Consider the following 18,781-nt stretch of genomic DNA (forward strand, 5'->3'; position numbering starts at 1 on the left):
ATGACCTGAACACTTCCTGACATCCCCTCGGGTACGCTTTGATGATTATTCGTCTGTACTTGAGGGGCAAAATGGCTAACTGGCTGAATCAACTTCAATCTCTTCTTGGGCAAAAAGGATCATCCGGTTCATCTTCCGGTGAACAAGGACTGAGCAAACTGCTGGTTCCCGGTGCATTAGGTGGTCTGGCAGGATTACTGGTCGCCAACAAATCCTCACGCAAATTACTCACTAAATACGGTACCAGCGCACTGTTGGTTGGTGGCGGTGCGATCGCCGGTAGCGTTTTATGGAATAAATACAAAGATAAAGTCCGCGCAGCGCACCAGGATGAACCTCAGTTTGGCACGCAGAGTACACCGCTGGATGAACGTACTGAACGTCTGATCCTGGCGCTGGTATTTGCGGCTAAAAGCGATGGTCATATTGATGCTAAAGAGCGAGCCGCTATCGAACAACAGCTGCGTGACGCGGGAGTGGAAGAGCAAGGGCGTGTTCTGATTGAGCGGGCCATTGAACAACCGCTTGATCCTCAACGCCTCGCTCAAGGGATCCGCAACGAAGAAGAGGCGCTGGAAATTTACTTCCTGAGCTGTGCAGCTATTGATATCGACCACTTTATGGAGCGCAGTTATCTGAATGCGCTGGGTGATGCACTGAAGATCCCACAGGATGTTCGTGAGGGTATCGAGCAGGATCTCAAACAGCAAAAACAGGCGTTGCCGGGTTAAATAGTTACGCTTGAGGAGCACGTTTCGCTTGCATCATTGCTGACTTTTGCCACCCTTATAGGATGTTTAAGCAGAAGAACAATGACATGCTACCAAAAGCTCCTCGTATTCCACATGCCATGACGCAGCATGGCGATACTCGTGTTGATAATTATTACTGGTTGCGAGATGACACCCGCTCGCAGCCAGAAGTGCTGGACTATCTGCAACAAGAAAATGCATATGGCCGCCAGGTTATGGCTTCCCAGCAGGCATTGCAGGATCGTGTGCTGAAAGAAATTATCGACCGTATTCCCCCTCAGGATGTTTCTGCTCCTTATGTGAAAAATGGTTATCGCTACCGGCATATTTATGAACCGGGATGTGAATATGCCATTTATCAGCGTCAGTCTGCTCTCAATGAAGAGTGGGATGAATGGGATACCTTGCTGGATGGTAACCAACGTGCAGCCCACAGCGAATTCTATACGCTGGGAGGACTCGCAATATCACCCGATAATACCGTTATGGCTCTGGCGGAGGATTACCTGTCTCGTCGGCAATATGGCATTCGTTTTCGCAATCTACAAACCGGGAACTGGTATCCGGAAGTACTGGATAATGTTGAGCCGGAATTGGTCTGGGCGAACGATTCGCAGACCTTTTATTATGTTCGCAAACATGAAACAACATTATTACCGTATCAGGTATGGCGGCATACCGTTGGCTCACCATCCATTCATGATCAACTGGTGTATGAAGAAGCTGACGATATGTTTTATGTCAGTCTGCACAAAACCACCTCGCAGCATTATGTTGTTATCCATGTCGCCAGCGCGACAACCAGCGAAGTATTGTTGCTTGATGCGGAGCTGGCCGATGCCGAGCCGCTGGTATTTTTGCCACGGCGTAAAGACCATGAGTACAGTCTTGATCACTATCAGCACGCGTTTTATCTGCGATCTAACCGTCAGGGGAAAAACTTTGGTTTGTATCGCACCCGCGTGCGTGATGAACAGGCCTGGGAAGTGCTGATCCCGCCGCGTGATAGCGTCATGCTGGAAGGATTTACGCTGTTTACCGACTGGCTGGTGGTGGAGGAGCGTCAGCGCGGTTTAACCAGTTTACGACAAATCAACCGCAAAACGCGTGAAGTGGTCGGGATTGCTTTCGACGATCCGGCTTACGTAACGTGGCTGGCGTACAATCCCGAGCCGGAGACATCGCGCCTGCGTTATGGCTATTCATCCATGACGACGCCGGACACCCTGTTTGAACTGGATATGGACACCGGAGAGCGACGTGTACTCAAACAGACGGATGTCCCCGGATTCGACGCGGCCGATTACCGCAGTGAGCATGTGTGGATCACCGCGCGCGATGGTACGGAGGTTCCTGTCTCGCTGGTTTACCATCAAAAGCATTTTCGCAAAGGGAAAAATCCCTTACTGGTTTATGGTTATGGCTCTTATGGCGCTAGCATGGACGCAGATTTCAGCAGCAGTCGCCTGAGTCTGCTGGATCGGGGGTTTGTTTATGCCATCGCGCATGTGCGGGGCGGCGGTGAACTGGGACAGCAGTGGTACGAAGATGGTAAGTTTCTGCAAAAGAAAAATACCTTTAATGATTATCTCGATGTTTGCGAGGCACTATTAAAACTGGGTTACGGTGCACCTTCACTGTGTTATGGCATGGGGGGAAGCGCTGGTGGGATGCTAATGGGGGTTGCAATTAACGAACGCCCGCAGCTGTTTCATGGTGTTATTGCACAGGTACCGTTCGTCGATGTCGTGACCACGATGCTGGATGAGTCAATTCCACTGACCACCGGGGAATTTGAAGAGTGGGGTAATCCGCAGGACGCGGAGTACTATGTTTACATGAAAAGCTACAGCCCGTACGATAATGTCACCGCGCAAGCCTATCCACATCTGTTGGTCACCACCGGGCTACATGATTCTCAGGTGCAATACTGGGAGCCGGCAAAGTGGGTAGCGAAACTGCGGGAGCTGAAAACAGATGACCACCTGCTGCTACTGTGTACGGATATGGACTCCGGGCACGGGGGCAAATCTGGTCGCTTTAAATCGTATGAAGGCGTGGCCCTTGAGTTCGCTTTTTTGATAGGACTGGCGCAAGGGACACTACCCGGGCAGGCAACAACTCAGGCGTTATCGAGATAGTGCTTAAGCGTTAGTCGTAGTTCCGGGCTCATACTGTCAAGGTTATTAAACAGCCAGCGCAAATAGCCCGGATCGCGTTCAGCCACTTCTGATACCGCTTTGCCGCGGTATTTGCCAAAGGTAAATGTGGTTAACAGTGCCGGGCGACCGGTGATGTCGGCCATTTGCTCTGCCGACCAACCCGACGTGTTTATGATGTCGATCAGCAATGCCGCAGTGATGTAGCAATCGTAAAGGGCACGGTGATGATGCAGACCGGAAGGCGTCTGTACATTCAGTTTGCGGGATTTATAGAGTGCCATATTGCTGTATTTAATTCCCGGCCACAGACGGCGGGAAAGCTTCATGGTGCAAATCCACTCTCCGGGCATGTCTGGCAATACACGACGGTCAAAACTCGCATTGTGCGCTACGTACCACTCGCTGCCGTAATAATGCGGGATGACGTCTTCAATCCAGGGTTTATCCGCCACCATGGATTCGGTAATACGGTGAATTGCCATCGCCTGAGGACTAATGGGACGGTCAGGGCGCACCAGGTGGCTCATTGGATTGACAATCTGTCCGTCTACTACATCGACAGAAGCAATCTCAACAATGCCTCCCTGCAGGCCACAGGTTTCTGTATCTATTATGCGCAACATGCCAAGCTCCTGACCAAAACGACTAGCGTAATGGAATGATATCACCTTGCCAACCCTGAGAGGTGCGTTGACCGGTTAAGAGCAGTGAACCGCGGTCGGCGCGCACAATCAAACGACCGCGCTCATCCCATAAAGCGCTGCTGCCGCGCGCATTGGCCATCAGCACTGCAATGGCGAATTTATGCGAAAAACTTTGCAGTTGCGAGGTGGAGGAGAGAAGCTCAGGTTCGCTGATACACTGGCTGGTGGTGAACAGCGAAAACTCAGGGTCAATATCAATGCCTTCCGGCTGAGTATCGACAACGCTTATGGTGTTTCGCTGTCTGGCAATACAGGCTCCATGGCTCTGATGAAATGTTAACGGTGACGCCAGCCCGGGTGAAAAAAGGGCAATACCCTTCACAAACTGGTTGTTATGTTCAACCGGTAACCCCGCAATAATGGTCATGCGATAACTCGCAGCGGCATGGGCCAGAGGTTGCAGGAGAGCCTCATCAGGAGGTGCCGGAAGAAAATCATCCCCATCGACGCATCCCAACAGCGAAAGGGAGGGGAAAACCAGCAATTCACACTGACATTTGGCAGCTGCTCTGATGAATTGCAGGTGATGCGCGACATGTTCTGTTAACGTTGTCTGTAGAGGTTCGTACTGTGCTGCGGCAATTTTCCAGTGTGACATAATGACTTCCTTTTCATAGTGTCTACAATCATCCTTAAATTATAGATTAAGAATGTGCTTATACTTTAGCAGCCACCATGTAAGGAATTGTAACGTAATATAAGGTTTATTTAACTTTCGGCTCGTAAGGTAAACGTGAGAGGGAAACCGATGCCAAACGGTGTGCGATCAGCCGCTCGCGAAACCAGTCGCGCAGATGTTCAGGTTGCTCGCGCTCGACGACTTCTGCAACGACAGGCATGTTATAGCGCTCTTTGAATGCGACACCTGCCGCGGCCAGATCAACATTGACCTTATCCATCTCATCTTGTTCAAGTTTAGCCAGGTTGATGTTCATGGGCTTCTCCTTATCTCTATTCATTGGCGCGCAAAAGTTACTAAGAGAGTGCATTAATGGCAAGCCAGAAATGATGATTCTCGACTCGATCATTGTAGAAGGTTATTCTCTACAAATTAGACATAACAAAAAGGAATAGTTGATATGGTTTCTACTGCATCTTTACTTCGCTATGCCCTCATCGCACTGACTTCCGCTCTGGCAACTCCCGCAGCGCTGGCTCATGCGCATTTGACAACGCAAAGTCCTGAGGCGGATGCGCAGATCATAGCCTCTCCCCAGGCGTTGACTCTTAATTTTTCTGAAGGCGTTGAGCCTGCGTTCAGTGGCGCAACGCTTACAGGCCCAAAACAGACACAGATCAAAACCGGCAAGCCGACGCGCAATGAACAAGATAAGACGCAACTGATCATTCCGCTCGCTCAGTCACTGGATGCCGGGAAATATACGGTTGACTGGCATGTTGTATCAGTGGATGGTCACAAGACGAAAGGGCAATATACCTTTAGCGTGAAATAAACCATGCTGGCACTTACCTGGGTCGCTCTGCGTTTTATCCATTTCACCACTTTAATGCTGGTATTTGGCTGTGCGCTTTACAGTGCATGGCTGGCTCCTGTCTCAGTCCGTCGCTTGATGATGCGCCGCTTTTTGCGTTTGCAACGGCATGCCGCGACATGGAGTTTTATTAGCGCAACGCTGATGTTGGCGATCCAGGGTGGATTAATGGGATCGGGCTGGCAGGATGTTATCTCTGTAGAAATATGGGGAGCGGTTCTGCAAACGCAGTTTGGTGGCGTGTGGTTATGGCAGATTATTCTCGCGCTGGTCACGCTGGTGGTAACTATCATTGTGCCGCACAGCATGTCACGGTTGTTGCTGATTATGACAATTGCCCAGTTTATCCTATTGGCTGGTGTCGGACATGCAACCCTACATGACGGCGTCGTGCGGGCTATACAGCAGCTTAATCATGCGTTACATCTGATATGCGCTGCAGCCTGGTTTGGCGGCCTGCTGCCAGTTATTTACTGTATGAGGATGGCTAAGGGCCGTTGGCGACAGCAGGCTATTAGCACTATGATGCGATTTTCCCGCTACGGGCATCTTTTTGTTATCGGCGTATTGCTTACCGGCATGGCGAATGTGTTGTTTATTGTCGGTTTGTCAGTCCCCTGGCACGCAGCGTATGGGCAATTGCTTTTGTTAAAATGTGCCCTGGTCGCGCTAATGGTGGCGATTGCACTCGTGAATCGGTATGTTCTCGTACCACGCATGCAGCAAGATAACCGCTGTATGACTCTCTACTTTATCTGGATGACGAAGCTTGAATGGGGAATAGGGGCTGTCGTGCTGGCGATTGTCAGCCTGTTTGCAACTCTTGAACCTTTCTGATGGACTGGCAAACGTATGAAAAAAATAGTTATCTCTTTATTACTCCTGACAAGTTCAGGAGCTGCACTGGCTGCACCACAGGTCATTACCGTCAGCCGTTTTGAGGTTGGTAAAGATAAGTGGGCGTTTAATCGTGAAGAGGTGATGTTGACCTGTCGGCCTGGCAACGCACTGTATGTCATTAATCCCAGCACGTTGGTGCAATACCCACTGAATGATATTGCCAGAGAGCAGGTTGAAAACGGTAAAACGACGGCAAAACCGATCGACATTATTCAGATTGATGATCCGGCAAAACCAGGCGAAAAAATGAGCCTTGCGCCGTTTATCGAACGTGCAGAAAAGCTCTGTTAGTTGTCAGATATACCTCTCTGATTTCCAATAAAAAACCGCAAGGATCTCTCAGGAGAACTTGCGGTTTTTGCGTTGTTGCGGGTGACAATCGTCCTTTTTTTCAGGCCACTTTAGTCACGGACTGGAAAACCTGGCGCTGTCATCTATTCTTAAATGGCAGGGTAACTTAGCCTGCATTAATGCCAACTTTTAGCGCACGGCTCTCTCCCAAGAGCCATTTCCCTGGACCGAATACAGGAATCGTATTCGGTCTCTTTTTATGAGCTTATTTTCGTTGGGTTTTCTCGGTGCTTTCACGAAACCCCACGAAAATTACTCGAAATTTCCATATCCTGTCTAAACCATAACATATTCTGCACCGCGTGCGTCCAGGTATTTTTTGGTCATTGTTAAATTTTTATGCCCCAGCAGTCTCTGTGCGAAATCCTCTCCACGCTCCCTTTCACACAGTCTGCTCGCCAAGCTCCTGATCTCATGGAAAGGAGGAGGGTTGGGGCCAAACTTTAACTCTGTAGAATCCCTGATATCGCTGAATCTGAACAACGATACGTCCTCTCTTCTTTGCCCGGTGACAAGTGCCAGACCACATGCATTTGCAGCCCATTCGGAATGGGCGGTTGCGGCATCCCTTATTATCTCGGACTGCTCAAGCAAAAGACGCTCACGCTTCACTTTGGGCGTCGGCGTTCTTGTCGGCTCTGCCGGATTCCTTACAATGTAGTTATTGACCACGATGGCCTGAGAAATAGCGTCTTTCCTGTCGATCTTTTGGGACGAAGATTCGTTTTGCTCGGGTCCACATAGATGGCATCAGGCTGAACCTTATATTCTTTACCGTGAAGTTCCGGAGCGTGATGAATGGCCAGCTTGATGTCGCATGCCTGACGCGCTACCGGGGATTGCTGATTGCCTCGGTTAATCAGTCGCATTACATCTCCTCAAGGGGAAGGCGAACCATTCCAGCTCAGTTAGCCCACATATTACCGGTTTCATACCTGCCAGGAGGATGCTGAACTGATCGTGCAGTTCGCCACCCTGTGACTTTTCGCCGTTACAAGAACTCGCTCAACTTCCCCAAACCGTTCTGCTGCATCCGGTTCGTCCGGAGTAGGCAGGGAGTTGATTGCGGCTTCTACCTTGTTATGTGCATCCACCAGGTAATAGCGCTTAACTGCTTTGTTCTTCAATTCGGTGAACAAGGCTGAACCCAGCGTAACCTTCGCGCTTTCGATATCAGTTCGGAGTGCTTTGGCGCTGCCAACATCCTGCACAGTATCGATACGTACGCGGAAATCATCTGCCAGAGAGTCGATGTTTACTGATTTACAAAGGCGGCATGCCGGAAAAAAGCGCCCGCTCTGATGAATGGAGACGTCGCCGCAAGGACGGTTTTGCGATAGCAATTGTTGAACGAAATCAGATTGCGGCGATCCAGTCAGATAATCAGTATTTCCGCGACAATCCCTATTGATGACGTTGAATGAATCTTATCAGGGCCTCGTTGAACCTCTCCGGTTCTTCAAGTTGCGGCGTGTGGCCGCTTTTCTCAAAAATTTCGATCTCAATGTTTCTGAAATAGCCTTGATACTCTTTCCACGATTCGATTGGTGGATTGATATAGTCGTGACGACCAAGGGCCAAGAAAACGGGCGCGCTGATCGCTGCTGCAACACTTTTCATATCGAAGTCGGGAAACACCTTTCCCCAGAGCAAGTCAAATCCGACATCGTGCGTGATAACATCACGCCAGAGTGGAGCCGCGTCAAAAAATGGGTCTAACCAAGACCGGGGACCGGTTCGGAGGAGAAGATATTTGAATTGCTCCTGCGGGTGCTTTTTTGCATCCGATGAAAGCAGGGATATTTCTTTATCGTATATTTCCTGACGGAGCTTAGACGCTTCTGTCTTGAATCTTTGTTCCGATTTATCATTGAGATCGGCGCTCAAATTGGGTGGAGTGCTAATGAGTATTACATGTGATACCCGGCTAGGATACAGACGCGCGTATTCCAGTGCCATGAATCCGTTTCCAGAGTGCCCGATGATCGCCATTCTATCAACGCCAAGGGCAACACGAGACAATTCAATATCACTAACGACCTTATCTAAGGAGAAATCATCCTCTTGAACGGGTTTGCTTGCCGGAGCATAGGCTCGATGATCGATAAAGTATAGGCAAAAACGCTTTGCCAGGTCAGTCGAGAAAGTGCGGGAATAATACAGGTTGCTACCAACAATAATTGCCGCAGCCCCTGAGCCAATGACCTTATATCCAAGCTGAAATTTATCTGACTGAATTGTTCCGACCGTCACTTCCAACTCCTGGCTTGTTGTTCGTGAAGCTTTATTCGGTCTCTTTTTATCAGACTTTGATTTCAAACACTTAAGGTTCTATGCCCGAAATCTGTCCGAATTCTGATCTTTGCTGTTCATTCGTTATACCACACGTTTTTTAACAATCACAATTCATTTGCGCAGAAAATTAGATCAGCAAATAGTGCTCGGATGAGGAATAAGGGGTACAGGGATAGCTGTGCCATGGCAGGTATGAAGCATAATTTTTAATATCACGCTAACCGTGAAGCTCTCCCCGGTTTTAGCGCACAGGAGCTCGAAAACAGCCGAATTTCCATGTTCTTTCGAAACCGCAACATATGTATACAGAAAGAAGCTGCAGCAAGAAAAGATCATGTAAGGTGAAGATATAGTAGAATCTTTCTTTGTCTTGTTTAAAAAATGAATGGTTATGAATACTTATATCTATCTTGGTGCGGCTATTCTGGCTGAAGTGACCGGGACAACGTTAATGAAGTTTACCGATGGGTTCACTCGGCTATGGCCTTCTGTTGGTACAATTGTGTGTTACTGTGCTTCATTCTGGCTGCTTTCCCAGACGCTGGCGCATATACCTACAGGAATTGCATATGCTATCTGGTCTGGTGTGGGTATTGTGCTGATCAGTCTTCTTGCCTGGGTTATACATGGGCAACGACTAGATTTGCCCGCTATTATCGGAATGGCACTAATTTGTGCAGGTGTTCTCATTATTAATTTGTTATCGCGAAGCGCAGTACATTAAATAAATAGCCCAATGGGATAGGCTCTAAATCACCGTATGAACGGGGGGGGGGGTAATTCCACCTCTCACTTGATACGCTTAGCAGGCTGCCGAAGCCTGAACAACTTCGGTGACGTCTGCGTATTGAGAAAACTGACTATCAGTATGTATTTTCACAGTCGCAGGTGCAAAATGCACCTGCGATTTTTTACATTCTGCCGTTTCCATTAAGGGTCCCAGACCAAGGGCCCAAAGCATTATATGAGGGGTTTATTGTTCTCGATATCTTCAATATATAAAAGTGAATTATCAAAAGAATAATAACAACGTTTATTATCATTGACATCGGTTACCCAGCGAAAAACACCAGCACTGGCAAGTGTGATGCAGTACTCCCGAAATGTTGACTTCCCGGAGATATGAATCCGTGCCGCTTCTTTTATAAGTTCGACGTTCTTAATCGTACTGATTTTTAATAAGCTTCTGTATCCTCTTATTAACAAAACGTCGTCATTATGCGTGACGATCCTGATGTTATCTGTAGCCAGATAGTAGATATAATACGCAATGTTGTGTCGTTTCAATTCAGAATAAAACCAGGAAAAATTTAACTCCTTTCTCACTTGCTCGAACATCTGTTGGAGAATGGCAACCTGATCCATCAGGAAAGTAACCTCTTGTTAGTTGTGAGGGCGCGTAGTGTGCATGATTAGCTTAGTCTATTCAATCTGATCAGACCAGTACCCATTTGTAAGCCCATTCAACCTGCAGACTCCTGCTCGATGAATGTTATCATCATGATGATGACATTGCGTATATATCTCGGTCATTGCGAAACGGAGCTGGGGAGTAAAAAAGTATCTTCTCGAACGTATAGTGTAAGTTGATTGTAAATATGTTTTTTAATCTCTCATTAATTAATGATGTGGAGGTTTTTAAACAAAATAATAACCGTCTCGTTAATTTGTTCAGATTTCTTTTACTATACTCTAACTACGTCGATTATTCTGGGGAATAAATACGATTTTCCCTGGCTGGAGAAGATAATCCAAATACCCGGATGGTGGCGGACATTTAGAGCCAGATAATCTGGACATTGTCAGAGATTTTCTGAACAAATTCGTACAGGCTAACTGCATGAAGGCGTTGAAAGGGAAGGCTCATGTGAGTATCGCGCATGGTTTTCCTGAATGTGTAGATAATTTTCTGTGCAGGAGGTCAAATGGGGCTGCCTGGTAATATCTACCAGAGAGTGGAAGGTACACGCTGGCGTCATGTCTGGGTCGTCGGGGATATCCACGGCTGTTTCTCCATGCTGGTGGATAAATTGCGCCAGTGCCGTTTTGACCCGTGGCAGGATCTGTTGGTGTCTGTCGGGGATGTTATTGACCGTGGGCCAGACAGCCTCCGCTGCCTGAAATTACTGCGTAAAACCTGGGTTGTGGCGGTCAGAGGCAATCACGAGCAGATGGCACTGGATGCGCTGGCGACGGGCGAGCAGCTGCTGTGGTTGCTGAATGGGGGATCCTGGTTTACCCGTGCGTCACAACCGAGCGCGCGAATCGCACTTGAATTCTGTCAACAATTACCCTGGATTCTGGAACTTCACTGTCAGACCGGTATACATGTTATTGCCCATGCTGATTACCCTGATGAGAATTATCAGTGGCAGAAAGATGTTGATTTACAAGGTGTTATTTGGGGTCGCGAAAGGTTGATGAGCAAACGCGGGGGGATACGTGGGGCGGATCATTTTTGGTTTGGCCATACGCCGCTACGCCATCGGCTGGATATCGATAACCTGCACTATATTGATACCGGCGCGGTGTTTGGCGGTGAGCTTACGCTGGTGCAGTTACAATAATCAAAAATCGCTGTATTCCTGCGCCGGGCGCCAGAAACTGTCGATATAGCCATCCGCAGGTAGACATCCTCCGTTGCGAATACGCTGATCGTCCATCGAAATAAGGCACTGCTGTTCCGTATTGTAGACATCGACCACGATATCTTCACAACCGCCATCCAGGTAGCAAACAAAAAGAACCAGCGTGAACATTACATCCTCAAATTGTACTGCCGTACCGATAGTGTAGAAGAGGTTGAAGCGAGGGGGAAATTAAGAAAAGAAATAACCCGCCTGGCGACGGGTTCTTTTTGAATCAGGCAAAACGCATGATCCAGGCATCTGACTTACGATCGTAGTGCTGACGGAATAGAACAGAATGTTCCCCATTAAGGAGTGCCGGGATGCTGGTATCGGCGTCCCAGGCATCCAGTTGCATGCATAAATCCGGATCGGATTTGCACGGAATGGTTAACGTTCGGTCTCCCGGCGATTCGCCATGTAACTCGGCGTCGTCGATTTCAAAAGCGCCAATGCGCACACTGGTTTTCATCATCGTGCTCTCCGTTGATTTGCTGGTTGTGGTACGACCAGTTGGGTCGTCCATTTTTCAGCGTAGTCAACGTCAGCAAAAGCGCCAGTAAAAATGTGCGTTATCCTGTAAAGAGTTTGCCATCCCGGACAAGATCGCGCGGATAACTGTTCTTTAATCGCGAACCAATACGCTTCGCCAGACCAATTGGCTGCTGCTGGAATGTGACCAGCACGTCGTCGGTGGCCGGTGAGGTTTGCGGATAGACATCTCTGCCGCGATACCACTCTTCCGCTTCCTCAAGGGTCAGTTCGAACGCATTATTGTGATTCGGATTAGCAAGGGCGATCACTGCCTCATGCTGCCAGCGGTATCCTTTATTATGGGTTTCAGCCAGCTTGATCCCGAGACGGGAAAAACGGACCTTACCAATCAGCGCTTCAATTTCTACGGGGAATAGCCAGACCTCTTTATCACGTTGCCAGAGACGCAGATTATTATCCCATTGTATTGCACAGGCATTCGCCGCGGCGGTGATTTGCGCAGTTTCACGTCCTTTCAGCGGACTGAATGGAAAGTTTCCAACCTTGTATTTTGGGGCTGGCAGGGCGTGAATCGCGGCGGTTTTGCGCAAACGCGCGACAAAGAACCCTTCACAGTCGTAAATTTGCGGGAATACATGTAGAAATCCCTCCGGCGTGAGGGCACGTTCGGCTCCAGGAAATAAGTCACCCAATGGAAGAAACTCGACGGCATCTGGATAAGTTTCTATCAGCCACTGCATGATGGATTCGTTTTCGTCACGGTTTAAAGTGCACGTTGAATAAACCAGCGTGCCACCGGGACGTAAGGCGTGAAATGCGCTGTCGAGCAGTTCGCGCTGCGTGGCGGCAATCTCAAGATTACTTTCAACGGACCAGTTTTTCAGCGCATCGGGATCTTTACGCACCACGCCTTCGCCTGAACACGGAGCATCCAGTAAAATTGCATCAAAAGTTTCCGGAAGAGCAGCGCCAAACACGCGCCCGTCAAAGTGGGTTAAGGCGACGTTACTGATCCCGCAGCGGCTGATATTGGCATGCAGCACTTTAACGCGACTGGCGGAAAACTCATTCGCCAGGATTGCGCCCTTGTTATTCATTTTTGCCGCTATTTGTGTAGTTTTAGAGCCAGGAGCTGCTGCGACATCCATCACACGATCCGGCATATTACCTTCGGCAAACAGCGCGGCAACCGGCAGCATTGAGCTGGCTTCCTGAATATAAAAAAGACCGCTTAAATGCTCAGCGGTGCTGCCCAGCGGCACTGACTCTTCATCACCACGTTCGATCCAGAAACCTTCCTCACACCAGGGAACTGGCGTGAGCGACCAGCCGTAAGGTGCAGTTAGGTCGAGAAAATCGGCAACGGAGATTTTTAGTGTATTCACGCGAATGCTGCGGCGTAACGGACGCTGGCAGGCGGCAAGAAAGTCATCGAAAGAGAGCGTGGAAGGCATTGCTTCACGCATTTGAGTCAGAAAGGCGTCTGGAAAATAAGCCACTTGGTCGCACCGGCAAAAAAACAGGTGCGCAGTTTAGCATATACCCTGAATATTTCGAGTTGCAGGACAACAACGCTTGCGCTGGCCGCTAAGGGTCGAAGCCACAGGCCAGTAACGCGGTAAGCGAGTGAAACCAACTCACCTGCAACTTGAAGTATGAAGGGTATAAACGCTCCGGCGCGCGTACGCCGGAGCAGGGGACATTAGCGCGGCAGGGCGGTACCCCATTCGCGCCATTCTTTCGGTTCGCTCTCCAGCAACAGGAAGTGTTTACCCTCCTGTGCTTTTGGAGCCAGTGGAGTACCCGGTGGGGTAGCGAAGGCGATACCGCCGCGAATGAATTGGTTGAAGGTACCGGTTTTCACGACGCCGCCAGTCAGGCCGAAGTCGAGGTTGTAACCGGAGGCCAGCCAGAACACGGAATTATTACGCACCAGATGCTGATAGCGCTTGCTGATACGCATGGCGATCATTACGCGGTCAGAAAGTGAACCCAGCGTCAGTCCGGTGACGGTTCCCACTTCAATCCCTCTGAACAGGACTGGTGTACCGATATTCAGCGATCCAGCTTCTGATGCTTCCACCACGATGCTCAGGCCATCAAGGTAACGCGAATCAGTAATAGTGGCTTCTTGTAGTTCGAAATCGCGGCGTGGATTGCCTCGTCCTGGTTCAACATTAATGTAAGGTTGCAGGATTGTATCCAGGTGCTCCACGCCTGCGGCGGAGATTTGTGGAGTAATGACCGAGAAGCGGGTGCCGGCACGTGCAAAAGTCTGGACATACTCCGGGTATAGTACCGCTTTCGCCTGAACTTCGTTACGAGCAGTGATCAGTTCAAGAGTCTGGATCTGACCGATATCGATACCCAGGTAGCGAATCGGCATGCCTGCGGCGAGCTTGCCGGCATCGAATGCGTGCAAGGTAATTTGCCCCCCCACAGCACGCGCAGCGGTTTCAGAGGCATACAGGATACGTTTGTCGCCTTTGCGCTGACTGGCGCTGGCTCCGCTCAGGTTATCGAAGCTAATCGCACCCTTGAGCGCGCGCGACAGAGGGGATGCCTGAACGGTCAAACCGCTGCCGTTAAGTTGAACTTTTGCGCCACCTTCAGCCCAGAACACGCTGTTGCTGGTCAACAGATTGCGATATTCAGGTTTGATATGCAGATCGATGTCAAACGCCTCGGCACGAGGACGTACACTAATAACTTCGCCCACCTCAAATTTACGGTATAACACCACTGAGCCAGCTTGCACATCCGGCAGCGTTTCGGCACGCAGGCTGAGCGTGGTGGTCGGTAGATCGCTCAGGCTGTTTTCGATGGCTTTTTCCAGATTGGCATACAGCGGATAGCTGCTTTTCATTTCACCTTTCGTACCCGGTAAAATGCGAATGCCTCCGCTAATCCATTCGCTGGCGCTGGCGCCGAGGAACTCCACGCCATCAATACCTACTTTGACATCCACCCGGCTATTGACCACAAATTTACTGTCACCCAGCACCAGGTCGCGATGTTGCGGTTCAATGGCGACGGTAAAAGAGACGCCTTTGCTGGATAGGGTTCGTTCAATAACTTGTCCGACTTGCACACCGTGCAGTATCAACGGTTGCCCGGCATCAATGCCATAGCTTTCCGGTGCCGTCAGGGTGAACGTCATCACGCCCGGGTCATGAAGCAAGGATTTCTCGCCGGGAACAACCACAAACTGGCTTCGAGGCTCGCCCTCACCGGGCACCAGTTCGAAGGTTTTACCCGTGAGCAGTGAACTGAGATTCACATCGCTCAACGACAATTTGGGGCTGTGTAATTCGATACGCGTGTTCTCCCGCAGCAGCGTGACGACGCTGGGGTCGACCGTCATCTCACCGGTGACTTTACCCCCTGGATTCAAATCCAGTTTAGTGAGTTCGCCCACCTCCAGCCCCTGGTACATCAGTGCTGTTGAGCCTGCTTTTAGACCATCGCCACTGGGGAGTTCGAGTTTTACTATCACGCCGCGTTGGCTGTGTGCCAGGTCCTGGTACAAACCGAACGTATCGTCTGCGACGGCGGGTTGCGAATCCTCCGGTGAATCAAAGGCGATCGCGCCATTAACCAGTGCAGCCAGGCTTTCCAGCTTGACCTTCGCGCCGCTGAGGCTGACATCCGCATTTACACCGGAAACATTCCAGAAACGGCTGCCTTTTTTCACCAGATTGGTAAATCGGCGCTCAATCAGTACGTCGATAGTCACGCCCTGATTGTTGGGATTTATGGTGTAGTCATACACCCGGCCTACCGGAATTTTGCGGAAGTAAACTAATGAACCACTGTTGAGGGAGCCGAGGTCGGGCGCATGCAGATGAAGCATCAAATCGCCGTTGTTCAGGCGGTACTTTGGTTGCGTATCAAGCGCGACAAAATGATCCTCTGCTTCACCGGTTCCGGGCATCATTCCGATATAGTTACCGCCAACCAGTGCATCAAGGCCAGAGACGCCTGCCAGCGATGCTTTCGGCGTCACCAGCCAGAATTGTGTGTCTTTACGCAGAGCATCTTTCATGCTGGATTTGATGCTAACCCGAACCTCAATCTTACGCAGATCTTTGCTGAGACTGATATCCTGCACTGTACCAACTTCGACACCCTGGTAACGAACGGGAGTACGGCCCGGTACAATGCCATCCGCAGACATAAAGTCGATGGTTACGGTGTTGCCGCGATCTTCATAGCTTCCCCAGATAAGCCATCCAGCGATCATCAATGCAATGATCGGCAGCAGCCAGAACGGAGAAATGCGGCGTTTTGTTTTAATCTGTGCTTCAGTCTGCGAAGCGGGCGTTTCCTGACTCATGTGCATCCCAAAGTAAGCGGCTGTCCAGCCATTCCACAGCAAGAATAGTCAATATTACCGCTGCGCCGAAATAAAACGCAGCCGGTCCCATAGTAAAAGCAAGTATCTGATCGCGGTTAATCAGCGACATAGTTAAGGCGATAACAAAGAGATCCAGCATTGACCAGCGGCCAATCCAGGTCACCATGCGCAGTAATAAGATGCGCGTGCGTAATCCTTGTTCACATTTAAAGTGGATGCTGAACAACAAAGTAAACATCACAATCACTTTGGTGAAAGGCACCAGGATACTGGCGATAAAGACGATTGCCGCGACGCCGACATTACTGTTGGCCAGAGACATGATCCCCGAGAGAATAGTGTCTTCCTGCCGGGATCCGTTAACGTATATGACCGATATAGGCAGCAGATTAGCAGGCAGGAGAAAGACAATCGAGGCTAACAGTGCAGCCCAGCACTTTTGGATGCTCTGATTCCTGCGCCAGCGCAGCGGAATATGGCAACGGGGGCAACGTCCGCGAGCATCGGGATAGCCTGTAAAGTGACAGCCAAGGCAGACGCGAAGCTTTTCATCAGGGCGACGGGCTGGTCTTTGCGGATAAAAACGTTCCCACAGTTGCTCAACATTGAGGTGCGATAGCGTCAGAATACTGAGGATCACCAACGCGATAAATGCAAAAAGCCCCACGCCGGGTTGCAGAAAAGCATAATCTTGCACTTTGATTGAAGCGACGCCAATACCCACCAGATAGATATCCAGCATGACCCATTCTTTAAGTCTTTCCAACATCAGCAATACCGGGCGCAGGTTCATACCGAGAATATTACCAAACCACAGATATGCGATTGAGGAGACGAGTATTATCGGCGCGCCGGCTACGCAAAATAGCACGATGGATGCGGTTAGCGGATCGCCTTGCCGGGTCATTTGCCAGATACCCTGTACCACATTAGCGTCAATACGGATGCCCAATAAATAGATGTGTAACAGTGGTTCTCCCCAGGCAAAGGGCATCAGTAGCAACATTGTAACGGCCATCGCCGCCAGTCGCGTCAATGACCAGTCGCGTCCGTCACGGATTTTTGCCTGACAGCGAGGGCAGTATGCACTTTGGTGCGAACGCATTTTCGGCAAGCTAAATAGCGTGTCACATTCAGGGCACCGCTGATAATGTGCGCGGGGTAGCGCCTCACCGATGGACCTGATCGCTATTTTTTTCGATGGCTTGGTGCGCGGAGTATTTAAGGCCATGTATCGCAGATCAAAGTGTTAGAGTAATGTTATCTTAACTCATGACGGGAATGATCTTGAGCATTAACGCATTTAATGTTTATTTTAGTAGGCTGCAGTTTTGAGTAAGACAACTAAGTGATTACATAATGAACAAAATAGAGCTATACACGGATCTGAACCGTGATTTTCGCGCATTAATGGCAGGTGAAACCAGTTTTCTGGCAACGCTGGCGAATACCAGCGCTTTGTTGTACGAGCGTCTTGCAGAAGTGAACTGGGCTGGTTTTTACCTGCTCGAAAACGGCACGCTGGTGCTTGGCCCTTTCCAGGGCAAAATCGCCTGCGTACGTATTCCGGTTGGTCGGGGGGTATGCGGCACCGCAGTGGCGCAGAACCAGGTTCAGCGCATTGAAGACGTTCATGCTTTTGATGGGCATATCGCTTGCGATGCGGCCAGCAACGCTGAAATTGTACTGCCGATAACGGTCGAAAATCAGATAATAGGCGTGCTGGATATTGATAGCACGGCCTTTGGTCGCTTTACTGAAGAAGATGAACAGGGGCTGCGTACGCTCGTGGCACAGCTTGAAACCGTGCTTGCAACGACGGATTACAAAAAATTCTTTGCTCCCGTCGCAGGATAATCAACGGATAACGTAGCAATTACTGATGGCGTCATTATAATGACGCCTGTTCATGCCTGCGCTTGTTGGCTACGTCCGTTGTAATCAGGAAATTTCATGGAAAATCAACCTAAGTTGAATAGTAGTAAAGAAGTCATCGCGTTTCTGGCCGAACGCTTCCCGCAGTGTTTTAGTGCGGAAGGCGAAGCGCGCCCGCTGAAAATTGGCATTTTTCAGGATCTGGTAGAGCGTGTTGAGGGTGAAATGAACCTCAGCAAGACTCAGCTTCGTTCTGCCTTACGTCTATATACTTCAAGCTGGCGCTATCTGTATGGCGTTAAGCTGGGCGCAACGCGTGTTGATCTCGACGGCAACCCATGTGGTGAGCTGGATGAGCAGCACGTTGAGCATGCGCGTAAACAGCTTGAAGAAGCAAAAGCTCGCGTTCAGGCGCAGCGTGCAGAGCAACAGGCGAAAAAACGCGAAGCGGCCGCTGCTGCGGGTGAAAAAGAGGACGCACCGCGTCGTGAGCGTAAGCCGCGTCCTGCTCCGCGTCGTAAAGATGCCGCTCCGCGTAATCCTCGCGCTGAAAAACCGGCTGCTCAGGCACCGCGTGCTCCTCGTGAAGAACAGCATACCCCAGTCTCTGATATTTCAGTGCTGAAGGTAGGGCAGTCTTTGAAGGTGAAAGCAGGAAATAATGCGATGGATGCCACCGTATTAGAAATCACCAAAGATGGCGTCCGTGTACAGCTGAATTCGGGTATGTCTTTGATTGTACGCGCAGAACACCTGGTGTTCTGAAACGG

At 49.8% G+C, this 18,781-nt stretch carries 21 protein-coding genes and 1 pseudogene; 9 read left to right on the forward strand and 13 right to left on the reverse strand.

Features of this window, described 5'->3' with window-relative positions; translation table 11 throughout:
* The first annotated feature begins 71 nt into the window (after positions 1–71).
* Positions 72–731 (forward strand): tellurite resistance TerB family protein, encoded by a 660-nt coding sequence (locus tag OGX98_RS18320; RefSeq protein WP_045444076.1) that lies wholly within the window; start codon positions 72–74, stop codon positions 729–731.
* A gap of 86 nt (positions 732–817) precedes the next feature.
* Entirely contained in the window at positions 818–2,893 is a 2,076-nt protein-coding gene (ptrB, locus tag OGX98_RS18325) for an oligopeptidase B (protein ID WP_286595713.1), read from the forward strand.
* On the opposite strand, the gene exoX is transcribed toward ptrB, so the two are convergent.
* From exoX to OGX98_RS18340, 3 genes are all read right to left on the reverse strand, one after another.
* Complete coding sequence (gene exoX, locus OGX98_RS18330) at positions 2,875–3,537, reverse strand: exodeoxyribonuclease X (protein ID WP_045444066.1); 663 nt, start codon at positions 3,535–3,537, stop codon at positions 2,875–2,877. The two genes, ptrB and exoX, sit on opposite strands and share 19 nt — an antisense overlap.
* Before the next feature lie 22 nt (positions 3,538–3,559).
* A complete protein-coding gene (locus OGX98_RS18335; RefSeq protein WP_225761076.1) occupies positions 3,560–4,216 on the reverse strand; it encodes a carbon-nitrogen hydrolase family protein in 657 nt (218 codons plus the stop codon).
* A 106-nt stretch (positions 4,217–4,322) separates the two neighbouring features.
* Entirely contained in the window at positions 4,323–4,553 is a 231-nt protein-coding gene (locus OGX98_RS18340; RefSeq protein ID WP_045444060.1) for a DNA polymerase III subunit theta, read from the reverse strand.
* A gap of 144 nt (positions 4,554–4,697) precedes the next feature.
* Here OGX98_RS18340 and yobA point away from each other — a divergent pair, with 144 nt between their 5' ends.
* The 3 genes from yobA to OGX98_RS18355 are packed head-to-tail and all read left to right on the forward strand — an operon-like array spanning position 4,698 to position 6,302.
* Positions 4,698–5,072 carry a CopC domain-containing protein YobA gene (gene yobA, locus OGX98_RS18345; RefSeq protein ID WP_286492622.1) on the forward strand — a complete coding sequence of 125 codons (375 nt, stop codon included), beginning with the start codon at positions 4,698–4,700 and terminating at the stop codon, positions 5,070–5,072.
* A 3-nt stretch (positions 5,073–5,075) separates the two neighbouring features.
* Positions 5,076–5,948 carry a copper homeostasis membrane protein CopD gene (gene copD, locus OGX98_RS18350; RefSeq protein ID WP_286492623.1) on the forward strand — a complete coding sequence of 291 codons (873 nt, stop codon included), beginning with the start codon at positions 5,076–5,078 and terminating at the stop codon, positions 5,946–5,948.
* Between the two features lie 15 nt (positions 5,949–5,963).
* The gene (locus OGX98_RS18355) at positions 5,964–6,302 is read left to right on the forward strand and encodes a YebY family protein (RefSeq protein WP_045444052.1); all 339 of its coding nucleotides are present in this window, start codon (positions 5,964–5,966) and stop codon (positions 6,300–6,302) included.
* A gap of 336 nt (positions 6,303–6,638) precedes the next feature.
* On the opposite strand, the gene OGX98_RS18360 is transcribed toward OGX98_RS18355, so the two are convergent.
* From OGX98_RS18360 to OGX98_RS18375, 4 genes and pseudogenes are all read right to left on the reverse strand, one after another.
* The gene (locus tag OGX98_RS18360) at positions 6,639–7,034 is read right to left on the reverse strand and encodes a tyrosine-type recombinase/integrase (RefSeq protein ID WP_353622282.1); all 396 of its coding nucleotides are present in this window, start codon (positions 7,032–7,034) and stop codon (positions 6,639–6,641) included.
* Complete coding sequence (locus tag OGX98_RS24110) at positions 7,013–7,231, reverse strand: DUF4060 family protein (protein ID WP_286595714.1); 219 nt, start codon at positions 7,229–7,231, stop codon at positions 7,013–7,015. Before OGX98_RS24110 ends, OGX98_RS18360 begins: the two co-directional genes overlap by 22 nt.
* Positions 7,218–7,624, reverse strand: a pseudogene (locus OGX98_RS18370) (hypothetical protein); the annotation flags it as partial. The pseudogene OGX98_RS18370 and the gene OGX98_RS24110, both read right to left, overlap by 14 nt.
* 142 nt (positions 7,625–7,766) lie before the next feature.
* Positions 7,767–8,615: an alpha/beta fold hydrolase gene (locus OGX98_RS18375; RefSeq protein ID WP_286595715.1), complete on the reverse strand. Its 849-nt coding sequence runs from the start codon at positions 8,613–8,615 to the stop codon at positions 7,767–7,769.
* Positions 8,616–9,048: 433 nt separating this feature from the next.
* On the opposite strand from OGX98_RS18375, the gene OGX98_RS18380 reads away from it, so the two are divergent.
* Complete coding sequence (locus OGX98_RS18380) at positions 9,049–9,381, forward strand: EmrE family multidrug efflux SMR transporter (protein ID WP_045444043.1); 333 nt, start codon at positions 9,049–9,051, stop codon at positions 9,379–9,381.
* A 236-nt stretch (positions 9,382–9,617) separates the two neighbouring features.
* Here OGX98_RS18380 and OGX98_RS18385 read toward each other — a convergent pair whose 3' ends face one another.
* Positions 9,618–10,022, reverse strand: a complete 405-nt coding sequence (locus OGX98_RS18385; RefSeq protein WP_286595716.1) for a DUF1398 domain-containing protein — start codon at positions 10,020–10,022, stop codon at positions 9,618–9,620.
* Positions 10,023–10,582: 560 nt separating this feature from the next.
* Here OGX98_RS18385 and pphA point away from each other — a divergent pair.
* On the forward strand, positions 10,583–11,224 hold the full coding sequence (gene pphA / locus OGX98_RS18390) for a protein-serine/threonine phosphatase (protein ID WP_286595718.1): 642 nt from the start codon (positions 10,583–10,585) through the stop codon (positions 11,222–11,224).
* Here the strand turns inward: pphA and OGX98_RS18395 are convergent, their stop codons facing one another.
* The 5 genes from OGX98_RS18395 to yebS form a co-directional block, all read right to left on the reverse strand.
* Positions 11,225–11,416 carry a YdfD/YebW family protein gene (locus OGX98_RS18395; RefSeq protein ID WP_045444034.1) on the reverse strand — a complete coding sequence of 64 codons (192 nt, stop codon included), beginning with the start codon at positions 11,414–11,416 and terminating at the stop codon, positions 11,225–11,227. It abuts the gene before it with no gap.
* A 103-nt stretch (positions 11,417–11,519) separates the two neighbouring features.
* On the reverse strand, positions 11,520–11,756 hold the full coding sequence (locus OGX98_RS18400) for a YebV family protein (protein ID WP_167493956.1): 237 nt from the start codon (positions 11,754–11,756) through the stop codon (positions 11,520–11,522).
* 100 nt (positions 11,757–11,856) lie between these two features.
* Positions 11,857–13,278, reverse strand: a complete 1,422-nt coding sequence (gene rsmF / locus OGX98_RS18405) for a 16S rRNA (cytosine(1407)-C(5))-methyltransferase RsmF (protein WP_075261767.1) — start codon at positions 13,276–13,278, stop codon at positions 11,857–11,859.
* 203 nt (positions 13,279–13,481) lie between these two features.
* The gene (locus OGX98_RS18410; protein ID WP_045444028.1) at positions 13,482–16,115 is read right to left on the reverse strand and encodes a PqiB family protein; all 2,634 of its coding nucleotides are present in this window, start codon (positions 16,113–16,115) and stop codon (positions 13,482–13,484) included.
* The gene (yebS, locus tag OGX98_RS18415; RefSeq protein ID WP_045444026.1) at positions 16,084–17,367 is read right to left on the reverse strand and encodes a membrane integrity lipid transport subunit YebS; all 1,284 of its coding nucleotides are present in this window, start codon (positions 17,365–17,367) and stop codon (positions 16,084–16,086) included. The genes OGX98_RS18410 and yebS overlap by 32 nt, the downstream gene beginning before the upstream one ends.
* Before the next feature lie 128 nt (positions 17,368–17,495).
* Between yebS and msrC the strand changes: the two genes are divergently transcribed.
* Positions 17,496–17,993 carry a free L-methionine (R)-S-oxide reductase MsrC gene (gene msrC, locus OGX98_RS18420; protein ID WP_286595720.1) on the forward strand — a complete coding sequence of 166 codons (498 nt, stop codon included), beginning with the start codon at positions 17,496–17,498 and terminating at the stop codon, positions 17,991–17,993.
* Between the two features lie 96 nt (positions 17,994–18,089).
* Positions 18,090–18,776, forward strand: coding sequence for an RNA chaperone ProQ (proQ, locus tag OGX98_RS18425; RefSeq protein ID WP_045444020.1), 687 nt, complete (start codon positions 18,090–18,092; stop codon positions 18,774–18,776).
* Positions 18,777–18,781: the final 5 nt, after the last annotated feature.

It is taken from the genome of Citrobacter sp. Cm046, from assembly GCF_030333065.1.
GTDB classification, from domain to species: Bacteria; Pseudomonadota; Gammaproteobacteria; order Enterobacterales; family Enterobacteriaceae; genus Citrobacter; species Citrobacter murliniae.

Bases quoted from the DNA above. Each gene is read 5' to 3' on its own strand.
- OGX98_RS18320 (WP_045444076.1), top strand. From the start codon at position 72: ATGGCTAACTGGCTGAATCAACTTCAATCTCTTCTTGGGCAAAAAGGA.
- ptrB (WP_286595713.1), top strand. From the start codon at position 818: ATGCTACCAAAAGCTCCTCGTATTCCACATGCCATGACGCAGCATGGC.
- exoX (WP_045444066.1), bottom strand. From the start codon at position 3,537: ATGTTGCGCATAATAGATACAGAAACCTGTGGCCTGCAGGGAGGCATT.
- OGX98_RS18335 (WP_225761076.1), bottom strand. From the start codon at position 4,216: ATGTCACACTGGAAAATTGCCGCAGCACAGTACGAACCTCTACAGACA.
- OGX98_RS18340 (WP_045444060.1), bottom strand. From the start codon at position 4,553: ATGAACATCAACCTGGCTAAACTTGAACAAGATGAGATGGATAAGGTC.
- yobA (WP_286492622.1), top strand. From the start codon at position 4,698: ATGGTTTCTACTGCATCTTTACTTCGCTATGCCCTCATCGCACTGACT.
- copD (WP_286492623.1), top strand. From the start codon at position 5,076: ATGCTGGCACTTACCTGGGTCGCTCTGCGTTTTATCCATTTCACCACT.
- OGX98_RS18355 (WP_045444052.1), top strand. From the start codon at position 5,964: ATGAAAAAAATAGTTATCTCTTTATTACTCCTGACAAGTTCAGGAGCT.
- OGX98_RS24110 (WP_286595714.1), bottom strand. From the start codon at position 7,231: ATGCGACTGATTAACCGAGGCAATCAGCAATCCCCGGTAGCGCGTCAG.
- OGX98_RS18380 (WP_045444043.1), top strand. From the start codon at position 9,049: ATGAATACTTATATCTATCTTGGTGCGGCTATTCTGGCTGAAGTGACC.
- OGX98_RS18385 (WP_286595716.1), bottom strand. From the start codon at position 10,022: ATGGATCAGGTTGCCATTCTCCAACAGATGTTCGAGCAAGTGAGAAAG.
- pphA (WP_286595718.1), top strand. From the start codon at position 10,583: ATGGGGCTGCCTGGTAATATCTACCAGAGAGTGGAAGGTACACGCTGG.
- OGX98_RS18395 (WP_045444034.1), bottom strand. From the start codon at position 11,416: ATGTTCACGCTGGTTCTTTTTGTTTGCTACCTGGATGGCGGTTGTGAA.
- OGX98_RS18400 (WP_167493956.1), bottom strand. From the start codon at position 11,756: ATGAAAACCAGTGTGCGCATTGGCGCTTTTGAAATCGACGACGCCGAG.
- OGX98_RS18410 (WP_045444028.1), bottom strand. From the start codon at position 16,115: ATGAGTCAGGAAACGCCCGCTTCGCAGACTGAAGCACAGATTAAAACA.
- yebS (WP_045444026.1), bottom strand. From the start codon at position 17,367: ATGGCCTTAAATACTCCGCGCACCAAGCCATCGAAAAAAATAGCGATC.
- msrC (WP_286595720.1), top strand. From the start codon at position 17,496: ATGAACAAAATAGAGCTATACACGGATCTGAACCGTGATTTTCGCGCA.
- proQ (WP_045444020.1), top strand. From the start codon at position 18,090: ATGGAAAATCAACCTAAGTTGAATAGTAGTAAAGAAGTCATCGCGTTT.